Annotated in this window: 9 protein-coding genes, 21 tRNA genes and 3 rRNA genes; 31 read left to right on the forward strand and 2 right to left on the reverse strand. The window is 37.0% G+C overall.

What is annotated here, in order from left to right:
* Position 1 precedes the first annotated feature (1 nt).
* The 27 genes from AC0GLR_RS02145 to AC0GLR_RS02275 all read left to right on the forward strand — a co-directional run bounded on the left by AC0GLR_RS02145 (position 2) and on the right by AC0GLR_RS02275 (position 11,401).
* Entirely contained in the window at positions 2 to 1,057 is a 1,056-nt protein-coding gene (locus AC0GLR_RS02145) for a glycosyltransferase family 4 protein (protein WP_495605153.1), read from the forward strand.
* Complete coding sequence (locus AC0GLR_RS02150) at positions 1,041 to 2,066, forward strand: lysylphosphatidylglycerol synthase transmembrane domain-containing protein (RefSeq protein WP_495605154.1); 1,026 nt, start codon at positions 1,041 to 1,043, stop codon at positions 2,064 to 2,066. Before AC0GLR_RS02145 ends, AC0GLR_RS02150 begins: the two co-directional genes overlap by 17 nt.
* A 29-nt stretch (positions 2,067 to 2,095) precedes the next feature.
* On the forward strand, positions 2,096 to 4,156 hold the full coding sequence (locus AC0GLR_RS02155) for an LTA synthase family protein (RefSeq protein WP_495605155.1): 2,061 nt from the start codon (positions 2,096 to 2,098) through the stop codon (positions 4,154 to 4,156).
* Between the two features lie 406 nt (positions 4,157 to 4,562).
* A 16S ribosomal RNA gene (locus tag AC0GLR_RS02160) occupies positions 4,563 to 6,139 on the forward strand.
* A 94-nt stretch (positions 6,140 to 6,233) separates the two neighbouring features.
* Positions 6,234 to 6,308, forward strand: a tRNA-Ile gene (locus AC0GLR_RS02165).
* Between the two features lie 31 nt (positions 6,309 to 6,339).
* Positions 6,340 to 6,412 (forward strand) — tRNA-Ala (locus tag AC0GLR_RS02170).
* 169 nt (positions 6,413 to 6,581) lie between these two features.
* A 23S ribosomal RNA gene (locus AC0GLR_RS02175) occupies positions 6,582 to 9,497 on the forward strand.
* Between the two features lie 95 nt (positions 9,498 to 9,592).
* Positions 9,593 to 9,709 (forward strand): 5S ribosomal RNA (gene rrf, locus AC0GLR_RS02180).
* The 16S, 23S and 5S rRNA genes sit together here with 21 tRNA genes alongside, the layout of an rRNA operon.
* Before the next feature lie 7 nt (positions 9,710 to 9,716).
* A tRNA-Val gene (locus AC0GLR_RS02185) sits at positions 9,717 to 9,789 on the forward strand.
* Positions 9,790 to 9,791: 2 nt separating this feature from the next.
* A tRNA-Lys gene (locus AC0GLR_RS02190) sits at positions 9,792 to 9,864 on the forward strand.
* A gap of 22 nt (positions 9,865 to 9,886) precedes the next feature.
* Positions 9,887 to 9,960, forward strand: a tRNA-Thr gene (locus tag AC0GLR_RS02195).
* A 4-nt stretch (positions 9,961 to 9,964) separates the two neighbouring features.
* Positions 9,965 to 10,036: transfer RNA gene (locus tag AC0GLR_RS02200), tRNA-Gly, on the forward strand.
* Positions 10,037 to 10,051: 15 nt separating this feature from the next.
* Positions 10,052 to 10,137: transfer RNA gene (locus AC0GLR_RS02205), tRNA-Leu, on the forward strand.
* 5 nt (positions 10,138 to 10,142) lie between these two features.
* Positions 10,143 to 10,216, forward strand: a tRNA-Arg gene (locus AC0GLR_RS02210).
* Between the two features lie 7 nt (positions 10,217 to 10,223).
* Positions 10,224 to 10,297: transfer RNA gene (locus AC0GLR_RS02215), tRNA-Pro, on the forward strand.
* A gap of 22 nt (positions 10,298 to 10,319) precedes the next feature.
* Positions 10,320 to 10,393: transfer RNA gene (locus AC0GLR_RS02220), tRNA-Met, on the forward strand.
* A 9-nt stretch (positions 10,394 to 10,402) separates the two neighbouring features.
* Positions 10,403 to 10,477, forward strand: a tRNA-Ile gene (locus AC0GLR_RS02225).
* Between the two features lie 70 nt (positions 10,478 to 10,547).
* Positions 10,548 to 10,637: transfer RNA gene (locus AC0GLR_RS02230), tRNA-Ser, on the forward strand.
* Between the two features lie 7 nt (positions 10,638 to 10,644).
* Positions 10,645 to 10,718 (forward strand) — tRNA-Met (locus AC0GLR_RS02235).
* Positions 10,719 to 10,722: 4 nt separating this feature from the next.
* A tRNA-Asp gene (locus AC0GLR_RS02240) sits at positions 10,723 to 10,796 on the forward strand.
* 9 nt (positions 10,797 to 10,805) lie between these two features.
* A tRNA-Phe gene (locus AC0GLR_RS02245) sits at positions 10,806 to 10,878 on the forward strand.
* A gap of 24 nt (positions 10,879 to 10,902) precedes the next feature.
* A tRNA-Gly gene (locus AC0GLR_RS02250) sits at positions 10,903 to 10,973 on the forward strand.
* 7 nt (positions 10,974 to 10,980) lie between these two features.
* Positions 10,981 to 11,055, forward strand: a tRNA-Ile gene (locus AC0GLR_RS02255).
* A gap of 4 nt (positions 11,056 to 11,059) precedes the next feature.
* A tRNA-Ser gene (locus AC0GLR_RS02260) sits at positions 11,060 to 11,148 on the forward strand.
* Positions 11,149 to 11,157: 9 nt separating this feature from the next.
* A tRNA-Glu gene (locus AC0GLR_RS02265) sits at positions 11,158 to 11,230 on the forward strand.
* A gap of 19 nt (positions 11,231 to 11,249) precedes the next feature.
* Positions 11,250 to 11,323: transfer RNA gene (locus AC0GLR_RS02270), tRNA-Met, on the forward strand.
* A gap of 4 nt (positions 11,324 to 11,327) precedes the next feature.
* Positions 11,328 to 11,401 (forward strand) — tRNA-Asp (locus AC0GLR_RS02275).
* 149 nt (positions 11,402 to 11,550) lie between these two features.
* On the opposite strand, the gene AC0GLR_RS02280 is transcribed toward AC0GLR_RS02275, so the two are convergent.
* The gene (locus AC0GLR_RS02280; protein ID WP_495605156.1) at positions 11,551 to 12,057 is read right to left on the reverse strand and encodes a hypothetical protein; all 507 of its coding nucleotides are present in this window, start codon (positions 12,055 to 12,057) and stop codon (positions 11,551 to 11,553) included.
* Positions 12,058 to 12,153: 96 nt separating this feature from the next.
* Between AC0GLR_RS02280 and AC0GLR_RS02285 the strand changes: the two genes are divergently transcribed.
* Genes AC0GLR_RS02285 through pepF form a run of 4 tightly spaced genes read left to right on the forward strand, consistent with a single transcriptional unit; the run spans position 12,154 to position 16,531 of the window.
* Positions 12,154 to 12,894 (forward strand): MBL fold metallo-hydrolase, encoded by a 741-nt coding sequence (locus tag AC0GLR_RS02285; RefSeq protein WP_495605157.1) that lies wholly within the window; start codon positions 12,154 to 12,156, stop codon positions 12,892 to 12,894.
* Between the two features lie 20 nt (positions 12,895 to 12,914).
* Positions 12,915 to 13,595 (forward strand): adaptor protein MecA, encoded by a 681-nt coding sequence (locus AC0GLR_RS02290; protein WP_495605158.1) that lies wholly within the window; start codon positions 12,915 to 12,917, stop codon positions 13,593 to 13,595.
* Positions 13,596 to 13,649: 54 nt separating this feature from the next.
* Positions 13,650 to 14,735, forward strand: coding sequence for a competence protein CoiA (locus AC0GLR_RS02295; protein ID WP_495605159.1), 1,086 nt, complete (start codon positions 13,650 to 13,652; stop codon positions 14,733 to 14,735).
* Positions 14,732 to 16,531, forward strand: coding sequence for an oligoendopeptidase F (gene pepF, locus AC0GLR_RS02300; RefSeq protein ID WP_495605160.1), 1,800 nt, complete (start codon positions 14,732 to 14,734; stop codon positions 16,529 to 16,531). Before AC0GLR_RS02295 ends, pepF begins: the two co-directional genes overlap by 4 nt.
* Positions 16,532 to 16,573: 42 nt before the next feature.
* On the opposite strand, the gene AC0GLR_RS02305 is transcribed toward pepF, so the two are convergent.
* Positions 16,574 to 17,143 carry a DsbA family protein gene (locus AC0GLR_RS02305; protein WP_495605161.1) on the reverse strand — a complete coding sequence of 190 codons (570 nt, stop codon included), beginning with the start codon at positions 17,141 to 17,143 and terminating at the stop codon, positions 16,574 to 16,576.
* Positions 17,144 to 17,148 lie beyond the last annotated feature (5 nt).

Genomic DNA, 17,148 nt, shown 5'->3' on the forward strand with positions numbered 1-17,148 from the left:
AATGCTCAAAATTGATATGTTTTCTACGGCTACAAAGGTAAAAGGTCAGGGAGTTGGTAGTGCATATACAGAATTAATTGGAATGTTAAAAAAACATTTTCCCAATGATTTTGACATCGAAATAAATAAATATAATCAAGCTGACATTAGTCATTATCACACCATTAATCCCACTTTTTATTTGTCTACTTTTTCAAGTAAAAGAGGTCGCAAAATTGGTTATGTTCATTTTTTGCCTGAAACTTTAGAAGGAAGCTTAAAAATTCCAATGCCATTCCGTCAGTTGTTTTATAAGTATGTAATTGCTTTTTACAAACGAATGGATCATATTGTTGTGGTTAATCCAACTTTCATTCCTAAGTTAGTAGCATATGGAATTCCCGAAAATAAAATTACTTACATTCCTAATTTTGTCAGCAAAAAAGAATTTTATCCGGTTTCAAGAACAACTAAAGAAGCATTAAAACATAAATATGGATATGATCCTAATAAATTTACGATATTGTGTACTGGACAGGTACAGACGCGTAAAGGGGTACTTGATTTTGTTAGATTGGCACGTGAAAATCCTAAATATCAATTTATATGGGTTGGTGGTTTTTCATTTGGGAGTATGACAGCTGGCTATGCAGAATTAAAAAAGTTAGTTGAAAATCCACCTGCAAATCTTAGTTTTCCTGGAATTGTTAGTCGGGATAGGTTAGTAGATTATTATAATTTAGCTGATCTTTTTCTTTTGCCATCTTATAATGAATTATTTCCTATGTCTGTTTTAGAAGCATTTTCTTGTGGCGTGCCAGTAGTTTTAAGGAATTTGGAGTTATATCGAAAAATCATTGATGGTTATTATTTAGCTGCAGATGATGAAACACAAATGAACCAAATCATAAATAACATCGAAAGTGATAATCAATTGTGGAATGAATACCATGGTAAAGCATTAAAGGCTTCAGAGTTTTATTCAGAAGACCATTTGGCCGAAATTTGGCATAATTTTTATTTCGAACAGGCAAAACTGAGTAAATCGAAAGGGGATTTGAATGTCAAAAAGAAATAAAATCTCGTTTGTTGTGATGATAGCTTTGGGATTTTTAATTTCATGGTATGCAATTCGTGATATTAAATTTAGTGTATTAATTAATGATATTACGGAAATTAACCTTTGGTGGATGATTGTGGCGCTTGGCTGTATTCTTTTGTATTTCTTTTTAGAAGCAGTTGTAACTTATATTTTGGTTAAAAGTAGTACACCAAATTTTAGCTTTCGTGATGCAATCCGAGTCCCGCTTGTTGAACAGTTATTTAATGGAATCACTCCTTTTTCTTCTGGTGGTCAGCCAGCGCAATTAGTTGTTTTAATGCAGTCAGGAGTTGATGCTGGGAAAGCCACCTCTGCTTTATTAATGAAGTTTGTAGTCTATCAAGCAATGATAGTAATAAACTTTATTTTTAGTTTAATTATTGGTTTTGATTATTTGATTGATAAAGTTCATGCTTTGGCTATTTTTGTTTTATTTGGCTTTTTAATTCATTTGTTTGTAATTGTGGCTTTGTTAATGGTTATGTATTGGTACTCTTTTACTAAAAAATTGGTTAATCTTTGTTTTAAACCGATTCATCTGTTTGTTAACGAAGAAAAATATTTTCGTTGGCAACACAGCTTAAATAATAAAATTGATATCTTTTATACTGAGAGTGTTAGAATTGGTCATCAATGGAAATTGATATTAAAAATTTTTGTTTTGACTTTTTTTCAGTTGTTATTTTATTATTTGATTCCTTATTTCATTATGCTGGCATTAGGTTACTATAATGCGAATATAATGATGATTACTAGTTTAAATGTGTTGATATTTTTAGTTATTTCAATCTTTCCAATTCCTGGTGGAGCTGGTGGAGCAGAATATAGCTTTGAAATGTTGTTTAAGAGTTACATTTCTAGTGGTAGTAAACTAGTGTTAGCAATGATATTGTGGAGAATTCTCACTTATTATTTAGGATTAATATTGGGATCATTCGCATTGGTTGCTAAACCAAGCAAAATGTTGAATAAAAATAAAAATTAATTAACATAAATAATTTGGGGGAAGTTAGAATGTCAGGTTTTTTTAAACGCATTCGTAATTTATTAAATACGACGATTGGTTTTTATATTCTAGTTGTATTTTTGTTTTGGCTAAAAACATATATTTGTTATAAAACTGATTTCACTTTAGGTGTTTCAGGAGGAATGCAACAGTTTCTGTTAGCTGTCAACCCAATTCCATCGGCGATGTTATTGTTTGGAATTGCTTTGTATTTTAGAGGTAAGTTAGCTTATTGGTTAATGTTGATTATTGATTTTTTACAATCAACTTGGATTTTCGCTAATATTCTTTATTATCGTGAATTTTCTGATTTTCTTTCATTGGGAATTATTAAAGGCACAGGAAATGTCCAAAATAATTTAGGGAAAAGTTTTCTAGAGATTCTTCGACCTGGTGATTTTATTGTATATGTTGATATTGTAGTATTAATTATATTACTGCTTTTTAAAGTAATTAAAATTGATCGTCATCCACTTAAGTTTAGATATGCATTTAGTATTACAATTCTTTCGCTTGTGTTAATGTTTGGAGAATATAGTGCTGCTAATGCCAACCGATCAGGATTATTAACTAGGACGTTTGATAATAACTACATAGTTAAATATTTAGGTTTGAATGAATATGCAGTTTTTAATATTTATCAAACCCAAAAGGAAAGTTCAACTCGTGCCAATGCTAAAGCAAAAGATTTAAAGGGTGTTGAAAAATTTATAAATAAAAATCAGGTTTCCCCTAATGTTAGCTATTATGGCAAAGAAAAGGGTAAAAATGTTTTTATTATTCATTTAGAAAGTTTCCAACAATTTTTGATTAACTACAAAGTTGATGGCAAAGAAGTTACGCCAAACCTTAATAAATTTTACAGAAACCAGCATACTATTGCCTTTGATAATTTTTATCATCAGGTAGCACAGGGGAAAACTTCTGATGCAGAAATGATGTTGGAAAATTCACTTTACGGTTTACCTCAAGGATCAGCAATGGTTAGTTATGGGGCACAAAATACTTATCAAGCAGCTCCATCAATTCTTGATCAAAAAGGATATACTACTGCTGCTTTTCATGGTGATGTTCCTACTTTTTGGAATCGAAATAATACTTACAAGTCATGGGGATATGACTATTTCTTTAGTGATGCTTACTATAAGAATAAATCCAATTATAATGTTGGATATGGGATGAAAGATAAAATATTCTTTAAGCAAATGATTCCCTACTTGCAACAGCTACCACAGCCGTTTTATGCAAAGATGATTACTTTAACGAACCATTATCCTTATGAATTAGATAAGGCTAATACTTCATTTCCAGCAACTAATACTGGGGATAGTACCGTTGATCCATATGTTCAAACTGCTCATTATCTTGATCAAGCTTTTGGTGAATTTGAAAATTATCTTCATAAAACAGGACTTGATAAGAATAGTGTTGTAGTGCTTTATGGTGATCATTATGGTATTTCTAATAATCATAGACCAGCTATTGCTAAATTGTTACACAAAAAGAGTGTTAATAATTATGATTTAGCGCAATTCCAAAAGGTTCCATTTATGATTAATGGAAGTAACCTTGATGGTCATGTTGATCATACGTATGGCGGAGAGATTGATGTCTTACCAACTCTTGAGCATTTATTGGGAATTAAAAATAATGATATGGTTCAATTTGGACATGATTTATTGAGTCCTGAGAATCAACAAATCGTTCCATTTAGAAATGGTGATTTTGTAAGTAAGCAATATACTAAAATTGGTGGAACAATTTTTGATACCAAAACTGGTAAAGAATTGAAATTAAATAAGACACAAAAGAAACAAGTGAATGACATTCAAAAATATGTAAATGATTCATTATCAAATTCTGATAAGGTTGTTTATGGTGATTTGTTACGTTTCCATCATATAAAAGGTTACAAAGATGTTGACAAGAAAACATTTGATTACAATAAGAAGACAGCACTTAAAAGACTTAAAGAAGAAGATAAAAAGAAAAAGACTGATTTAATTAATGAAAATGGTGGTAAGTCAACTGTTTCCGATTTTAAGACTGATGCACCAGAATTGAAATAATCTATTAAAAAATAAAAACCATCATAACGTTAGCTTTCAATAACGTTATGATGGTTTTTTATTGTTCAAATTAAATGATGATAGTCATTTTTATATTTTTTTGAAAAAACTATTGATTAATTTATTTAAACTTGATATTATAGTTTATGTCGCTGATATCTATATAAATTAAATCAAATTTTTAATTTTAAAAATATCTTGACAAAAAAAATGAAACATTATATACTAATGAAGTTGTCAAAAAAGGAAAATATTGATGACTTGAGTAGATCTTTGAAAACTGAACAAGATTTTGATTACAAAAGTGTAAGGTAATCTTTAAACTTAGTTTAAAGATTAAAACATTATGCAAAGTCAATTTGCTTTAAGAAATAAAATAAATAAGAGCTAGTAAAGTTCTCATTTTTAAAATGAGAGTTTGATCCTGGCTCAGGACGAACGTTGGCGGCGTGCCTAATACATGCAAGTCGAACGAGGTCTCCTAACTGATAGCTGGTGCTTGCATCAGCTTGACGATAGATCTGACCGAGTGGCGAACTGGTGAGTAACACGTGGGTAACCTGCCCAGAAGAAGGGGATAACACCTGGAAACAGATGCTAATACCGTATAACAACGAGAACCACATGGTTCTCGTTTGAAAGATGGCTTTTATGCTATCGCTTCTGGATGGACCCGCGGCGTATTAGCTAGTTGGTGAGATAATAGCTCACCAAGGCAATGATACGTAGCAGACCTGAGAGGGTAATCTGCCACAATGGGACTGAGACACGGCCCATACTCCTACGGGAGGCAGCAGTAGGGAATCTTCCACAATGGACGAAAGTCTGATGGAGCAACGCCGCGTGAGTGAAGAAGGGTTTCGGCTCGTAAAACTCTGTTGTTAGAGAAGAACGGCCGTGAGAGCAACTGCTCACGGTGTGACGGTATCTAACCAGAAAGTCACGGCTAACTACGTGCCAGCAGCCGCGGTAATACGTAGGTGGCAAACGTTGTCCGGATTTATTGGGCGTAAAGCGAGCGCAGGCGGTTTTCTAAGTCTGATGTGAAAGCCTTCGGCTTAACCGGAGAAGTGCATCGGAAACTGGATAACTTGAGTGCAGAAAAGGACAGTGGAACTTCATGTGTAGCGGTGAAATGCGTAGATATATGAAGGAACACCAGTGGCGAAGGCGGCTGTCTGGTCTGCATCTGACGCTGAGGCTCGAAAGCATGGGTAGCAAACAGGATTAGATACCCTGGTAGTCCATGCCGTAAACGATGAATGCTAGGTGTTGGGAGGTTTCCGCCTCTCAGTGCCGCAGCTAACGCATTAAGCATTCCGCCTGGGGAGTACGACCGCAAGGTTGAAACTCAAAGGAATTGACGGGGACCCGCACAAGCGGTGGAGCATGTGGTTTAATTCGATGCTACGCGAAGAACCTTACCAGGACTTGACATCTTCTGTTAACCTAAGAGATTAGGTGTCCCCTTCGGGGGCAGAATGACAGGTGGTGCATGGTTGTCGTCAGCTCGTGTCGTGAGATGTTGGGTTAAGTCCCGCAACGAGCGCAACCCTTGTCTTTAGTTGCCAGCATTAAGTTGGGCACTCTAGAGAGACTGCCGGTGATAAACCGGAGGAAGGTGGGGATGACGTCAAATCATCATGCCCCTTATGTCCTGGGCTACACACGTGCTACAATGGACGGTACAACGAGTTGCGAAACCGCAAGGTCAAGCTAATCTCTTAAAGCCGTTCTCAGTTCGGATTGCAGGCTGCAACTCGCCTGCATGAAGTTGGAATCGCTAGTAATCGTGGATCAGCATGCCACGGTGAATACGTTCCCGGGTCTTGTACACACCGCCCGTCACACCATGAGAGTTTGTAACACCCAAAGTCGGTTGGATAACCTTTACGGAGTCCGCCGCCTAAGGTGGGACAGATGATTAGGGTGAAGTCGTAACAAGGTAGCCGTAGGAGAACCTGCGGCTGGATCACCTCCTTTCTAAGGAAAAATTCGGAACTTACACCGATCAAAATCTTGCTCAGTTTTGAGAGTATCTACTCTTATATACATATATTCATAGTATTCGCTTTTTGGGCCTATAGCTCAGCTGGTTTAGAGCGCACGCCTGATAAGCGTGAGGTCGGTGGTTCGAGTCCACTTAGGCCCATCACCGATCTTATCGGTTAGTTGAATATTATGGGGAATTAGCTCAGCTGGGAGAGCACCTGCTTTGCAAGCAGGAGGTCAGCGGTTCGATCCCGCTATTCTCCATTGACACGTAAGTGTCTACTTTGTTCTTTGAAAACTAGATAATATTATTTTCTGTAAAAATTATATTTTTAATATAATTTCAACCGAGAAATAACCATTGTGTTATTTGAGTTTTTTAAATTAATAGTTTAATCGCTAAACTCAATAATTTATAATCCGAAGGATTATAGGTTAAGTTAAAAAGGGCGCATGGTGAATGCCTTGGTACTAGGAGCCGATGAAGGACGGAACTAACACCGATATGCTTCGGGGAGCTGTACGTAAGCTTTGATCCGGAGATTTCCGAATGAGGAAACTCGACCAGTGTCATGACTGGTCACTGCGTAGTGAATACATAGCTGCGCAGAGGCAGACGTGGGGAACTGAAACATCTAAGTACCCACAGGAATATAAAGAAATTTCGATTCCCAAAGTAGCGGCGAGCGAACTGGGAATAGCCCAAACCGGACCTTTATGGTCCGGGGTTGTAGGACTGAACATTTGAGTTACAAAAGTATTTGATAATTGAAGCAGCTGGGAAGCTGCACCAAAGAGAGTGATAGTCTCGTAAATGAAATCGAATACCCTCAGTTCAGGATCCTGAGTACGGCGCCACACGTGTAACGGCGTCGGAATCCGGGAGGACCATCTCCCAAGGCTAAATACTCCCTAGTGACCGATAGTGAACCAGTACCGTGAGGGAAAGGTGAAAAGCACCCCGGAAGGGGAGTGAAATAGTTCCTGCAACCATGTGCCTACAAGCAGTTAGAGCCCGTTAACGGGTGATAGCGTGCCTTTTGTAGAATGAACCGGCGAGTTACAGTTGCATGCAAGGTTAAGCCGAAAAAGCGGAGCCGTAGCGAAAGCAAGTCTTAAGAGGGCGTTTTAGTATGTTGCCGTAGACCCGAAACCAGGTGATCTATCCATGTCCAGGATGAAAGTGCGGTAATACGCACCGGAGGTCCGAACCCGTGTACGTTGAAAAGTGCTGGGATGAGGTGTGGATAGCGGTGAAATTCCAAACGAACTTGGAGATAGCTGGTTCTCTCCGAAATAGCTTTAGGGCTAGCCTCGGAATTAGAATCGTGGAGGTAGAGCCACTGTTTGAGCAAGGGGTCCATCTAGGATTACTGAGTTCAGATAAACTCCGAATACCACTGATTTATGTCCGGGAGTCAGACGATGAGTGATAAGATCCATCGTCGAAAGGGGAACAGCCCAGACCGCCAGTTAAGGTCCCTAAATATATGCTAAGTGGAAAAGGTAGTGAAGTTGCATAGACAACTAGGATGTTGGCTCAGAAGCAGCCATCATTTAAAGAGTGCGTAATAGCTCACTAGTCGAGTGATTCTGCGCCGAAAATTTACCGGGGCTAAGCATATTACCGAGACTGCGGACGCAACTACGTTGCGTGATAGGAGAGCGTTCTAAGGGCAATGAAGGCAGACCGCAAGGACTGCTGGAGCGCTTAGAAGTGAGAATGCCGGTATGAGTAGCGAAAGATCAGTGAGAATCTGGTCCACCGAATGACTAAGGTTTCCTGGGGAAGGCTCGTCCTCCCAGGGTTAGTCGGGACCTAAGCCGAGGCTGAGAAGCGTAGGCGATGGATAACAGGTTGAGATTCCTGTACTAGTTAATTATGTTTGAACAATGGAGGGACGCAGAAGGCTAAGTTATGCATACTGATGGATATGTATGTTCAAATCGTAAGTCAGGTTATGAGTTAAATGCTTGTAGCCGGGTTGACAAGCGATGATGAGGATCGAAATTTAAGTAGAGAAGTAACCCATGTCACGCTGCCGAGAAAAGCTTCTAGTTAGTAATTAATTACCCGTACCGCAAACCGACACAGGTAGTCGAGGAGAGTATCCTCAGGTGAGCGAGAGAACTCTCGTTAAGGAACTCGGCAAAATGACCCCGTAACTTCGGAAGAAGGGGTGCTGGCCTCACGGCCAGCCGCAGTGAAAAGACTCAAACGACTGTTTATCAAAAACACAGGTTTATGCAAAATCGTAAGATGAAGTATATGGGCTGACGCCTGCCCGGTGCTGGAAGGTTAAGTGGAAAGGTTAGCTTCGGCAAAGCCTCGAAATGAAGCCCCAGTAAACGGCGGCCGTAACTATAACGGTCCTAAGGTAGCGAAATTCCTTGTCGGGTAAGTTCCGACCCGCACGAAAGGCGTAACGATTTGAGTACTGTCTCAACGAGAGACTCGGTGAAATTAAGATACCTGTGAAGAAGCAGGTTACCCGCGACAGGACGGAAAGACCCCATGGAGCTTTACTGTAGCTTGATATTGGGTGTTTACATAGCTTGTACAGGATAGGTAGGAGCCATAGAAGCCGGAACGCTAGTTTCGGTGGAGGCGTCAGTGGGATACTACCCTTGCTATGTGAACACTCTAACCCTGAGCACTTAACGTGCTCGGAGACAGTGTCTGGTTGGCAGTTTGACTGGGGCGGTCGCCTCCTAAATAGTAACGGAGGCGCTCAAAGGTTTGCTTAGAATGGTTGGAAATCATTTGTAAAGTGTAAAGGCAAAAGCAAGCTTGACTGTGAGACAAACAGGTCGAGCAGGGACGAAAGTCGGACTTAGTGATCCGGTGGTACCATATGGAAGGGCCATCGCTCAACGGATAAAAGCTACCCTGGGGATAACAGGCTTATCTCCCCCAAGAGTTCACATCGACGGGGAGGTTTGGCACCTCGATGTCGGCTCATCGCATCCTGGGGCTGTAGTTGGTCCCAAGGGTTGGGCTGTTCGCCCATTAAAGCGGTACGCGAGCTGGGTTCAGAACGTCGTGAGACAGTTCGGTCCCTATCCGTCGCGGGCGCAGGAAATTTGAGAGGAGCTGTCCCTAGTACGAGAGGACCGGGATGGACATACCGCTGGTGTATCAGTTGCGCCGCCAGGCGCATTGCTGAGTAGCTATGTATGGATGAGATAAACGCTGAAAGCATCTAAGTGTGAAACTCGCCTCAAGATGAGATTTCCCATTCCTATATGGAAGTAAGACTCCTGAAAGATGATCAGGTCGATAGGTTAGAAGTGGAAGCATAGTGATATGTGAAGCGGACTAATACTAATCAGTCGAGGACTTAACCAAGGAAGACACAGGGTTAAATCAAAGTTGAACAGAGAAGATATTATCTAGTTTTGAGAGAACGAAGTTCGCTCAGGCTTATGGAAGCATAAGTAAAGTGTGGTGGCGATAGCCTGAAGGATACACCTGTTCCCATGCCGAACACAGAAGTTAAGCTTCAGCACGCCAAAAGTAGTTGGGGGATCGCTCCCTGCGAGGATAGGACGTTGCCACGCAATTGATGGAAGATTAGCTCAGCTGGGAGAGCATCTGCCTTACAAGCAGGAGGTCACAGGTTCGATCCCTGTATCTTCCATTGAGCCGTTAGCTCAGCCGGTAGAGCATCTGACTTTTAATCAGAGGGTCGGCAGTTCGAACCTGCCACGGCTCATTAGTTTTATAAATATTCAAATGCCGACTTAGCTCAGTTGGCTAGAGCGCCTGTCTTGTAAACAGGAGGTCGGAGGTTCGACTCCTCTAGTCGGCATTATGCGGAAGTAGTTCAGTGGTAGAACGCCACCTTGCCATGGTGGAGGTCGCGGGTTCGAATCCCGTCTTCCGCTTTGCGTCAATTCTATGCCGGGGTGGCGGAATTGGCAGACGCACAGGACTTAAAATCCTGCGGTCAGTAATGACCGTACCGGTTCGATCCCGGTCCTCGGCATTTATGCACCTATAGCGCAATTGGATAGAGTGTCTGACTACGAATCAGAAGGTTGTAGGTTCGACTCCTACTAGGTGCATTTTCATCGGGAAGTAGCTCAGCTTGGTAGAGCACCTGGTTTGGGACCAGGGGGTCGCAGGTTCGAATCCTGTCTTCCCGATTAGATATTATTATCTATAAATCGCGGTGTAGCTCAGCTGGCTAGAGCGTCCGGTTCATACCCGGGAGGTCGGGGGTTCGATCCCCTCTGCCGCGATTAGGTCTTGGATCTTTAGCTCAGTTGGTTTAGAGCAGACGGCTCATAACCGTCCGGTCGTAGGTTCGAGTCCTACAAGATCCATAGGCTAAATTTTTTATTTAGCGGCCATTGTTTTTTATTTATATATATGTTACAATATTATTTGTCTATTGGAGGATTACCCAAGTCTGGCTGAAGGGAACGGTCTTGAAAACCGTCAGGCGAGTCAAATCGCGCGAGAGTTCGAATCTCTCATCCTCCTTTATTATCGCGGGGTAGAGCAGTCTGGCAGCTCGTCGGGCCCATAACCCGGAGGTCGTTGGTTCAAATCCAGCCCCCGCAATTTTGGTCCGTTGGTCCAGTCGGTTAAGACGCCTCCCTGTCACGGAGGAGATCACGAGTTCGAGTCTCGTACGGACCGCTTTAAAATGGCTCGGTAGCTCAGTTGGTAGAGCAACGGATTGAAGCTCCGTGTGTCGGCAGTTCGATTCTGTCCCGCGCCACTTGTTTTATTTTTAATATGTTATGCGGGTGTAGTTTAGTGGTAAAACCATAGCCTTCCAAGCTATTGTCGCGAGTTCGATTCTCGTCACCCGCTTTTATATGGGCCTATAGCTCAGCTGGTTTAGAGCGCACGCCTGATAAGCGTGAGGTCGGTGGTTCGAGTCCACTTAGGCCCATTTTGGAGAAGTACTCAAGTTGGCTGAAGAGGCGCCCCTGCTAAGGGTGTAGGTCGCGTAAGCGGCGCGAGAGTTCGAATCTCTCCTTCTCCGTTTTTTCATGACCCGTTGGTCAAGTGGTTTAAGACACTGCCCTTTCACGGCAGTAACATGGGTTCGAATCCCGTACGGGTCATCTATGATATTATAATTATCGCGGGGTAGAGCAGTCTGGCAGCTCGTCGGGCTCATAACCCGGAGGTCGTTGGTTCAAATCCAGCCCCCGCAATTTTGGTCTGTTGGTCCAGTTGGTTAAGACGCCTCCCTGTCACGGAGGAGATCACGAGTTCGAGTCTCGTACAGACCGTAAAAATATAATAGAAATATTGAATTTAATTCACTAAATTAATAATTTAGTGTTTTTTTATTTTAATATAAAATAATAAAAAACATAATTTTGATTTTATAAATAACCAAAATTATGTTTTTTAAATATTATTGAGTTAATGTTAGAAATTAATTATCTGGTGTTATTCTTTCATAACCGGCGCTGTGATAATTTACTGTAAAATCATCTTTGAATTTATCATAAGTAATAAAATTATCTTTTTCATTCTTTTTCCATTGCATACAGTCGTATTGTTCTTTCCATAAAGTTAATAAGACCTTTTTGTCTGGATTTTCTGCTGATGTCATATAATATGCACTATACATTCCATTTGGATGATTAACATCAGTCATAAAATTACTTACTTTAGCATCAAGAATTTTACGTTGTTGAGCGTCTGGTACTACTTCTACATAATCAATATAGTGATTCCAATTATCTTTACCTGTATGGGATACTACATTAAAAACTATTGGGTTACTAAAAATTGAATCTTTACCTGAGTAATCCACTAGCTCTAATCCACTAGCGTTGTTACTTGCAGAAAATAAGGCTAAATGCCGTTCTGGATATTTTTTGATAATTTTATCAAGTACTGCTTTGGAACCAAATGTAACAGAAATTTTTGTTATCATAGTTAATACTCCAATCTTATTATTTACTTTAAGTTTAGAATAAAGTACGTTAAGTTAAAAGGGAAAAGGTTTATTTATAATAAATGGGGTGTAAACATGGAATTAACAATCTTAGGTTTTTATGGAGGTTATCCTTATAATAATATTGGCACAAGCGGCTATTTATTGAAAACTAAAGATTTTAACTTACTGATTGATTGTGGAAGTGGGGTATTAATGTCTTTAGAAAATGAGTTAAACCCGTTAAAATTAAATGCCGTTATTTTATCTCATTATCATGCTGATCATATAGCTGATGTTGGAGTTTTACAATATTACTGGCAACTCCATGAAAAGCGTTATCAGACTGATATTTTGCCAATTTACGGGCATAAGTTAGATAAGATACAGTTTGATGCACTAACATGGGCCAATGCTACTCAAAAGGTCGCTTTTAACCCAGATATGGTTAATCATATTGGGCCATTTGATATTAGTTTTTTAAAAACCGTGCATCCTGTTTCTGCATTTGCAATTAGAATCAAAAATCGAGACAACGGAAAAGTATTAGTTTATACTTCAGATTCACGATTCTTTGAAGAACTTATTCCTTTTTCACAAAATGCAGATTTAATGATTGCGGACACAAATTTTTTTGCTAATAAAACTGGTAAAATTTGGCATATGACTACTGCGCAAGTAGGTGCATTGGCAAAAAAGGCAAAAGTAAAGAAACTTTTGATTAGTCATTTGCCGCAAGTAAATGACTTTCACCAATTGTTTTCAGAAACTAAAGAAGCTGTAGATGGTAAAGTTGATGTCGTTCTTCCAAAGGTTGGGATGAAGATTAAGTTATAAATAGTAAAGAGGTATCTCAATTGAAATTTGAAAAAACTAATAAAAATACTATTAAGGTTTGGGTTACGAAAAATGATTTAAAGGAACGAAATGTTAATCTTTTAGATTTAGTTGATGATCAAAACAAAATTGAACACTTTTTTTATAAAATATTGGAAGAGGTGGATGTTAACCATGAATTTCAAAATAATGATTTAGTCTCGTTTCAAGTAATGCCAATTGAAAGTGGATTTGAAATGATTATTAGTAAAGATAGTGATATGGTTTCTAAATTAACTGAAGCAAATGTTAATTTTACTTCTGATAAAACTCGGAAACGATTCGAAACTCTGAAAGAAAAAAATAAACCAGTTGATGAATTTGATAGAAATAAAATGATTAGAACTGTTCCAGTCCATTTTGATAATTTTGAAAATTTACTTTTTGCTGTCGAACAAATAAATAATTTTCAGAATTTAATAGGTATTCATCTTGTTTCTGATATGTATAAAAAAGGAAACGAATATTACTTAATTATGAAATATATAATTTTGGCAGGTAATACTAATATTTCTAGTTCATTGTCGTTAATTGATGATCAATTAGCATTAATTTATGAATATGGAAAGTTAAGTAAGATAAGATCCAGTAAAGTTTCACAAGAAGCTAAATTAATAATTAAGGATGTTGCAATTCCTACTTTGCTTAGTTATTTTGATTAAAAGATCAACTTTTGTTGATCTTTTTTCGTATTATGCTAGGGGATCATAATGCTCATGGCATATCATAATCATAAACTTGTAATGGCTTCTAAAGCATCTAATAAAAACAAATATTTTTGCCCTGATTGTGGAGAAAAGTTAATTTTTAAACATGGATTACAAAATATGGCACATTTTGCTCATCAGAATTATTCCGAGTGTGTAAATAATGAACCAGAAACAGAACAACATTTGCAGGGGAAATTATATTTATTTAATGATTTAATTAGGTTTGAAAAAGATGTTCAAATTGAAAAGTATTTAAAAACAATTAAACAGCGACCTGATATTTTAATTAAAAACTTGGCAATCGAATTTCAATGTAGTCCTATTACGAACCAACGATTGCAAGAGCGAATTGAAGGATATCATCACTTAGGGATTGTTTCATTTTGGATTTTAGGATCGGGTTATTCAAAAAAACGTGCTAATAGTATTTCTGTATTACGATTTATGCGTTATAAAAAAACAGTTGGTTTTTATTTGGTATTTTTAAAAGTTACTCAAAAAAAATATTTACTTCGATATCAAATTCACCAAATTGATAATCAAATTTATTATTCAGAAAAGTTATTTTCAAATTGGCGATCATTACTTAATTTTTTGCAAAACTCTACAACTTTAAGAAGAAACGCAACCGATTTGTTAAGAATTACAAATTTAATTGAAATGAATTTAAGAAGTTCTAATCATAACTTTATAAAATTACAAAATCATTGTTATTCAAAAGGTGTTTCTGTCAGCGGATGCCCTTTAGTTTGTCATTATCCGCGGATTATTCCACCAATTTGTGGTAATAATTGGCTAAATTGGCGTATTGAAATTGTCTTGAAATTAAATGAAGTGACCAATATTACAATTGAAAAATTATATAAAACAATATTTTTAAAGGATAATTTTGAATATAATTTTCCCTTTATTAAAAATATTAAGTGTTTTCGTCATAAGATATTTATTGATTTTATAGATATGTTATGTGAAAAACGGTTTATTCAAATTAAAGCTGGGGTAGTGCTAAAAATTAATAACTTTATATGGTATCAAGATACTTATGCTAAAATTAAAGCAATCAAAATGATTACAAAGGAAGTCAAAAAATGAGCATTGAAAATATTCCCAATCGTAAAGATGTTCCTCAGGAATTAACCTGGGATCTTACTACGATCTTTAGGAATCATACCGAATTTGAAAATTTGTTTAAACAGGTTAGTGAAATGGTTCCCCAAGTTGATGATTTAAACGGGAAACTAAAATTGAACGGTAAATCTTTATTATATGTTGTTCAAACAGTTCTTAGATTAAATCGAATGTTTGAAAAATTATATGTGTATGCACAATTAAGTAATGATGTTGATACTTCTAATGGAAGTACACAAGCTGATATGGATAAAGTTGAAACTTTAGGAACTAAAGTTAATAAAGCTCAAGCTTGGTTTGATTTTGAAATAATTGAATTGGGCAGTAAAAAGATTAAACAATTCATCAAAGAAGAACCACAGTTAGAACAATATCATCGATTTTTTGCGGTTATTTTAAAAGATGAAGAACATGTGTTGAAACCAAATGAAGAAAAGTTATTATCGGGTGCAGCCACTATTTTTGATTCTCCAGAAAAAATTTTTGGGATTTTGGATAGTTCTGATTTTTCTTTTCCAACAGTTCCAAATGAAGCTGGCAAAATGGTTAAACTTTCTAATGGAATTTATAGTTTATTACTACAATCTTCTGATAGAAGAGTTCGTAAAAATGCTTTTCAAAAATTTTATACAGTCTTTGATCAATTTCAACATACGCTTGCATCAACTTTATCGACTGAAGTTTCAGTTAATAACTATCAAGCAGAAGTTCATCATTTTGCGTCTGCTCGTGAAATGGCAATGCATGAAAATGAAATTCCAACTACCGTTTATGAAACTTTAATAAAAAGTGTTAATCAGCATTTGCCATTATTACATCGTTACGTTGCTTTGCGAAAGAAAATTTTGGATTTATCGGAAATGCATATGTATGATATGTATGTTCCACTAGCTAAAGTTCCAAAAACTAATTTTACCTTTAGTAGAGGTAAACAAATTGTTTTAAATGCTTTAGAAGTAATGGGGGATGATTATCTTAAGCACGTTCGTGAAGAATTTGATAATCGATGGATTGATGTGATAGAAAACCGGGGAAAGCGAACTGGTGCATATTCTTCCGGGATGTATGATACTAATCCATATGTATTGTTAAATTGGCAAAATAACTTGGATAACATTTATACTTTGATTCACGAAACTGGGCATAGTATGCACAGTTATTATTCTAATCATTATCAGCCATATCAATATGGAGATTATTCAATTTTTGTAGCGGAGATTGCGTCAACTACTAATGAAAATATATTAACCGATTATTTATTGAAAAATACAACGAATCCAGAAACAAAAAAATATATTTTGAGTTCATATCTTGAAGGGTTTAAAGGGACTATTTTTAGACAAACACAGTTTGCCGAATTTGAAAATGAAATTCATCAAGCGGCAAAAGATGGGAGTTCATTAACTGCCGATTTTATGAATGAAAAATATTTAAAATTAAATCAAAAATATTATGGTGATCAAATCATTTCTGATCCTGAAATTAAATTAGAATGGTCCAGAATTCCACATTTTTACTATGATTTTTATGTTTATCAATATGCTACGGGATTTGCGGCTGCTTCAAATTTAGCAACTAAGCTTACTAATGGAAATGGGAAAGATTTACAAAATTATCTTGATTATTTAAAATCTGGCAGTTCAAAAACACCCATTGAAATCATGAAGTCAGCTGGAGTTGACATGTTGAATGGTGATTATTTGGACAATGCATTTGCAAAATTTGCCAAGCGGCTTGACCAATTAGAAAATTTATTGTAAAAAAATAAGCTTAAACGATTATTTATTAATCGCTTAGGCTTTTTATAATACACGTAAATTATGAGTTGCTTTTAAATTTTTCAAAGAATCTTTGTTAATTATTTTTTGACAAATATTATGTAGTTGTGAATAATCGACTTTTTTAATCAATAAGCCATTATTAGCGGATGTACAATCAAAAACGACTAGATTACCATGATCTGCTATATTCATTTCAGCCATTAATTTTTGATCAGCTTTAAACGTATTAATAACTAATTGTGAATCACGATCTTCTTTAAACATTTCCAAGTCTAAATTAATTTGTTTTGCAATGTTATACACCAGATTTTTATTATATGAAGCTCCGTCTATAAATACTTTTTGTTGTAATGACGTTAAAAACTGACGTCCCTTTTTACATCCTTGAAATAAAGCAGCTTTGTAATCAAGAATAATCTCATAGGAGTTCGATTTTGATTGATCTGTTGGATTTAAAACACCTAAGTTCATGAATGGTATAAATTTCAAACTAATATTACTTGAAATATTTTTAGCTATCTTAGTAACTGTTTTTTCAGCATGCAAACATTCTGAACACGATGGTTCAACGAATAAATACATTTCAATCATAACTA

It is taken from the genome of Fructilactobacillus sp. YLN 2412 (genome assembly GCF_059488745.1).

Bases quoted from the DNA above. Each gene is read 5' to 3' on its own strand.
- AC0GLR_RS02145 (WP_495605153.1), top strand. From the start codon at position 2: ATGCTCAAAATTGATATGTTTTCTACGGCTACAAAGGTAAAAGGTCAG.
- AC0GLR_RS02150 (WP_495605154.1), top strand. From the start codon at position 1,041: ATGTCAAAAAGAAATAAAATCTCGTTTGTTGTGATGATAGCTTTGGGA.
- AC0GLR_RS02155 (WP_495605155.1), top strand. From the start codon at position 2,096: ATGTCAGGTTTTTTTAAACGCATTCGTAATTTATTAAATACGACGATT.
- AC0GLR_RS02280 (WP_495605156.1), bottom strand. From the start codon at position 12,057: ATGATAACAAAAATTTCTGTTACATTTGGTTCCAAAGCAGTACTTGAT.
- AC0GLR_RS02285 (WP_495605157.1), top strand. From the start codon at position 12,154: ATGGAATTAACAATCTTAGGTTTTTATGGAGGTTATCCTTATAATAAT.
- AC0GLR_RS02295 (WP_495605159.1), top strand. From the start codon at position 13,650: ATGGCATATCATAATCATAAACTTGTAATGGCTTCTAAAGCATCTAAT.
- pepF (WP_495605160.1), top strand. From the start codon at position 14,732: ATGAGCATTGAAAATATTCCCAATCGTAAAGATGTTCCTCAGGAATTA.
- AC0GLR_RS02305 (WP_495605161.1), bottom strand. From the start codon at position 17,143: ATGATTGAAATGTATTTATTCGTTGAACCATCGTGTTCAGAATGTTTG.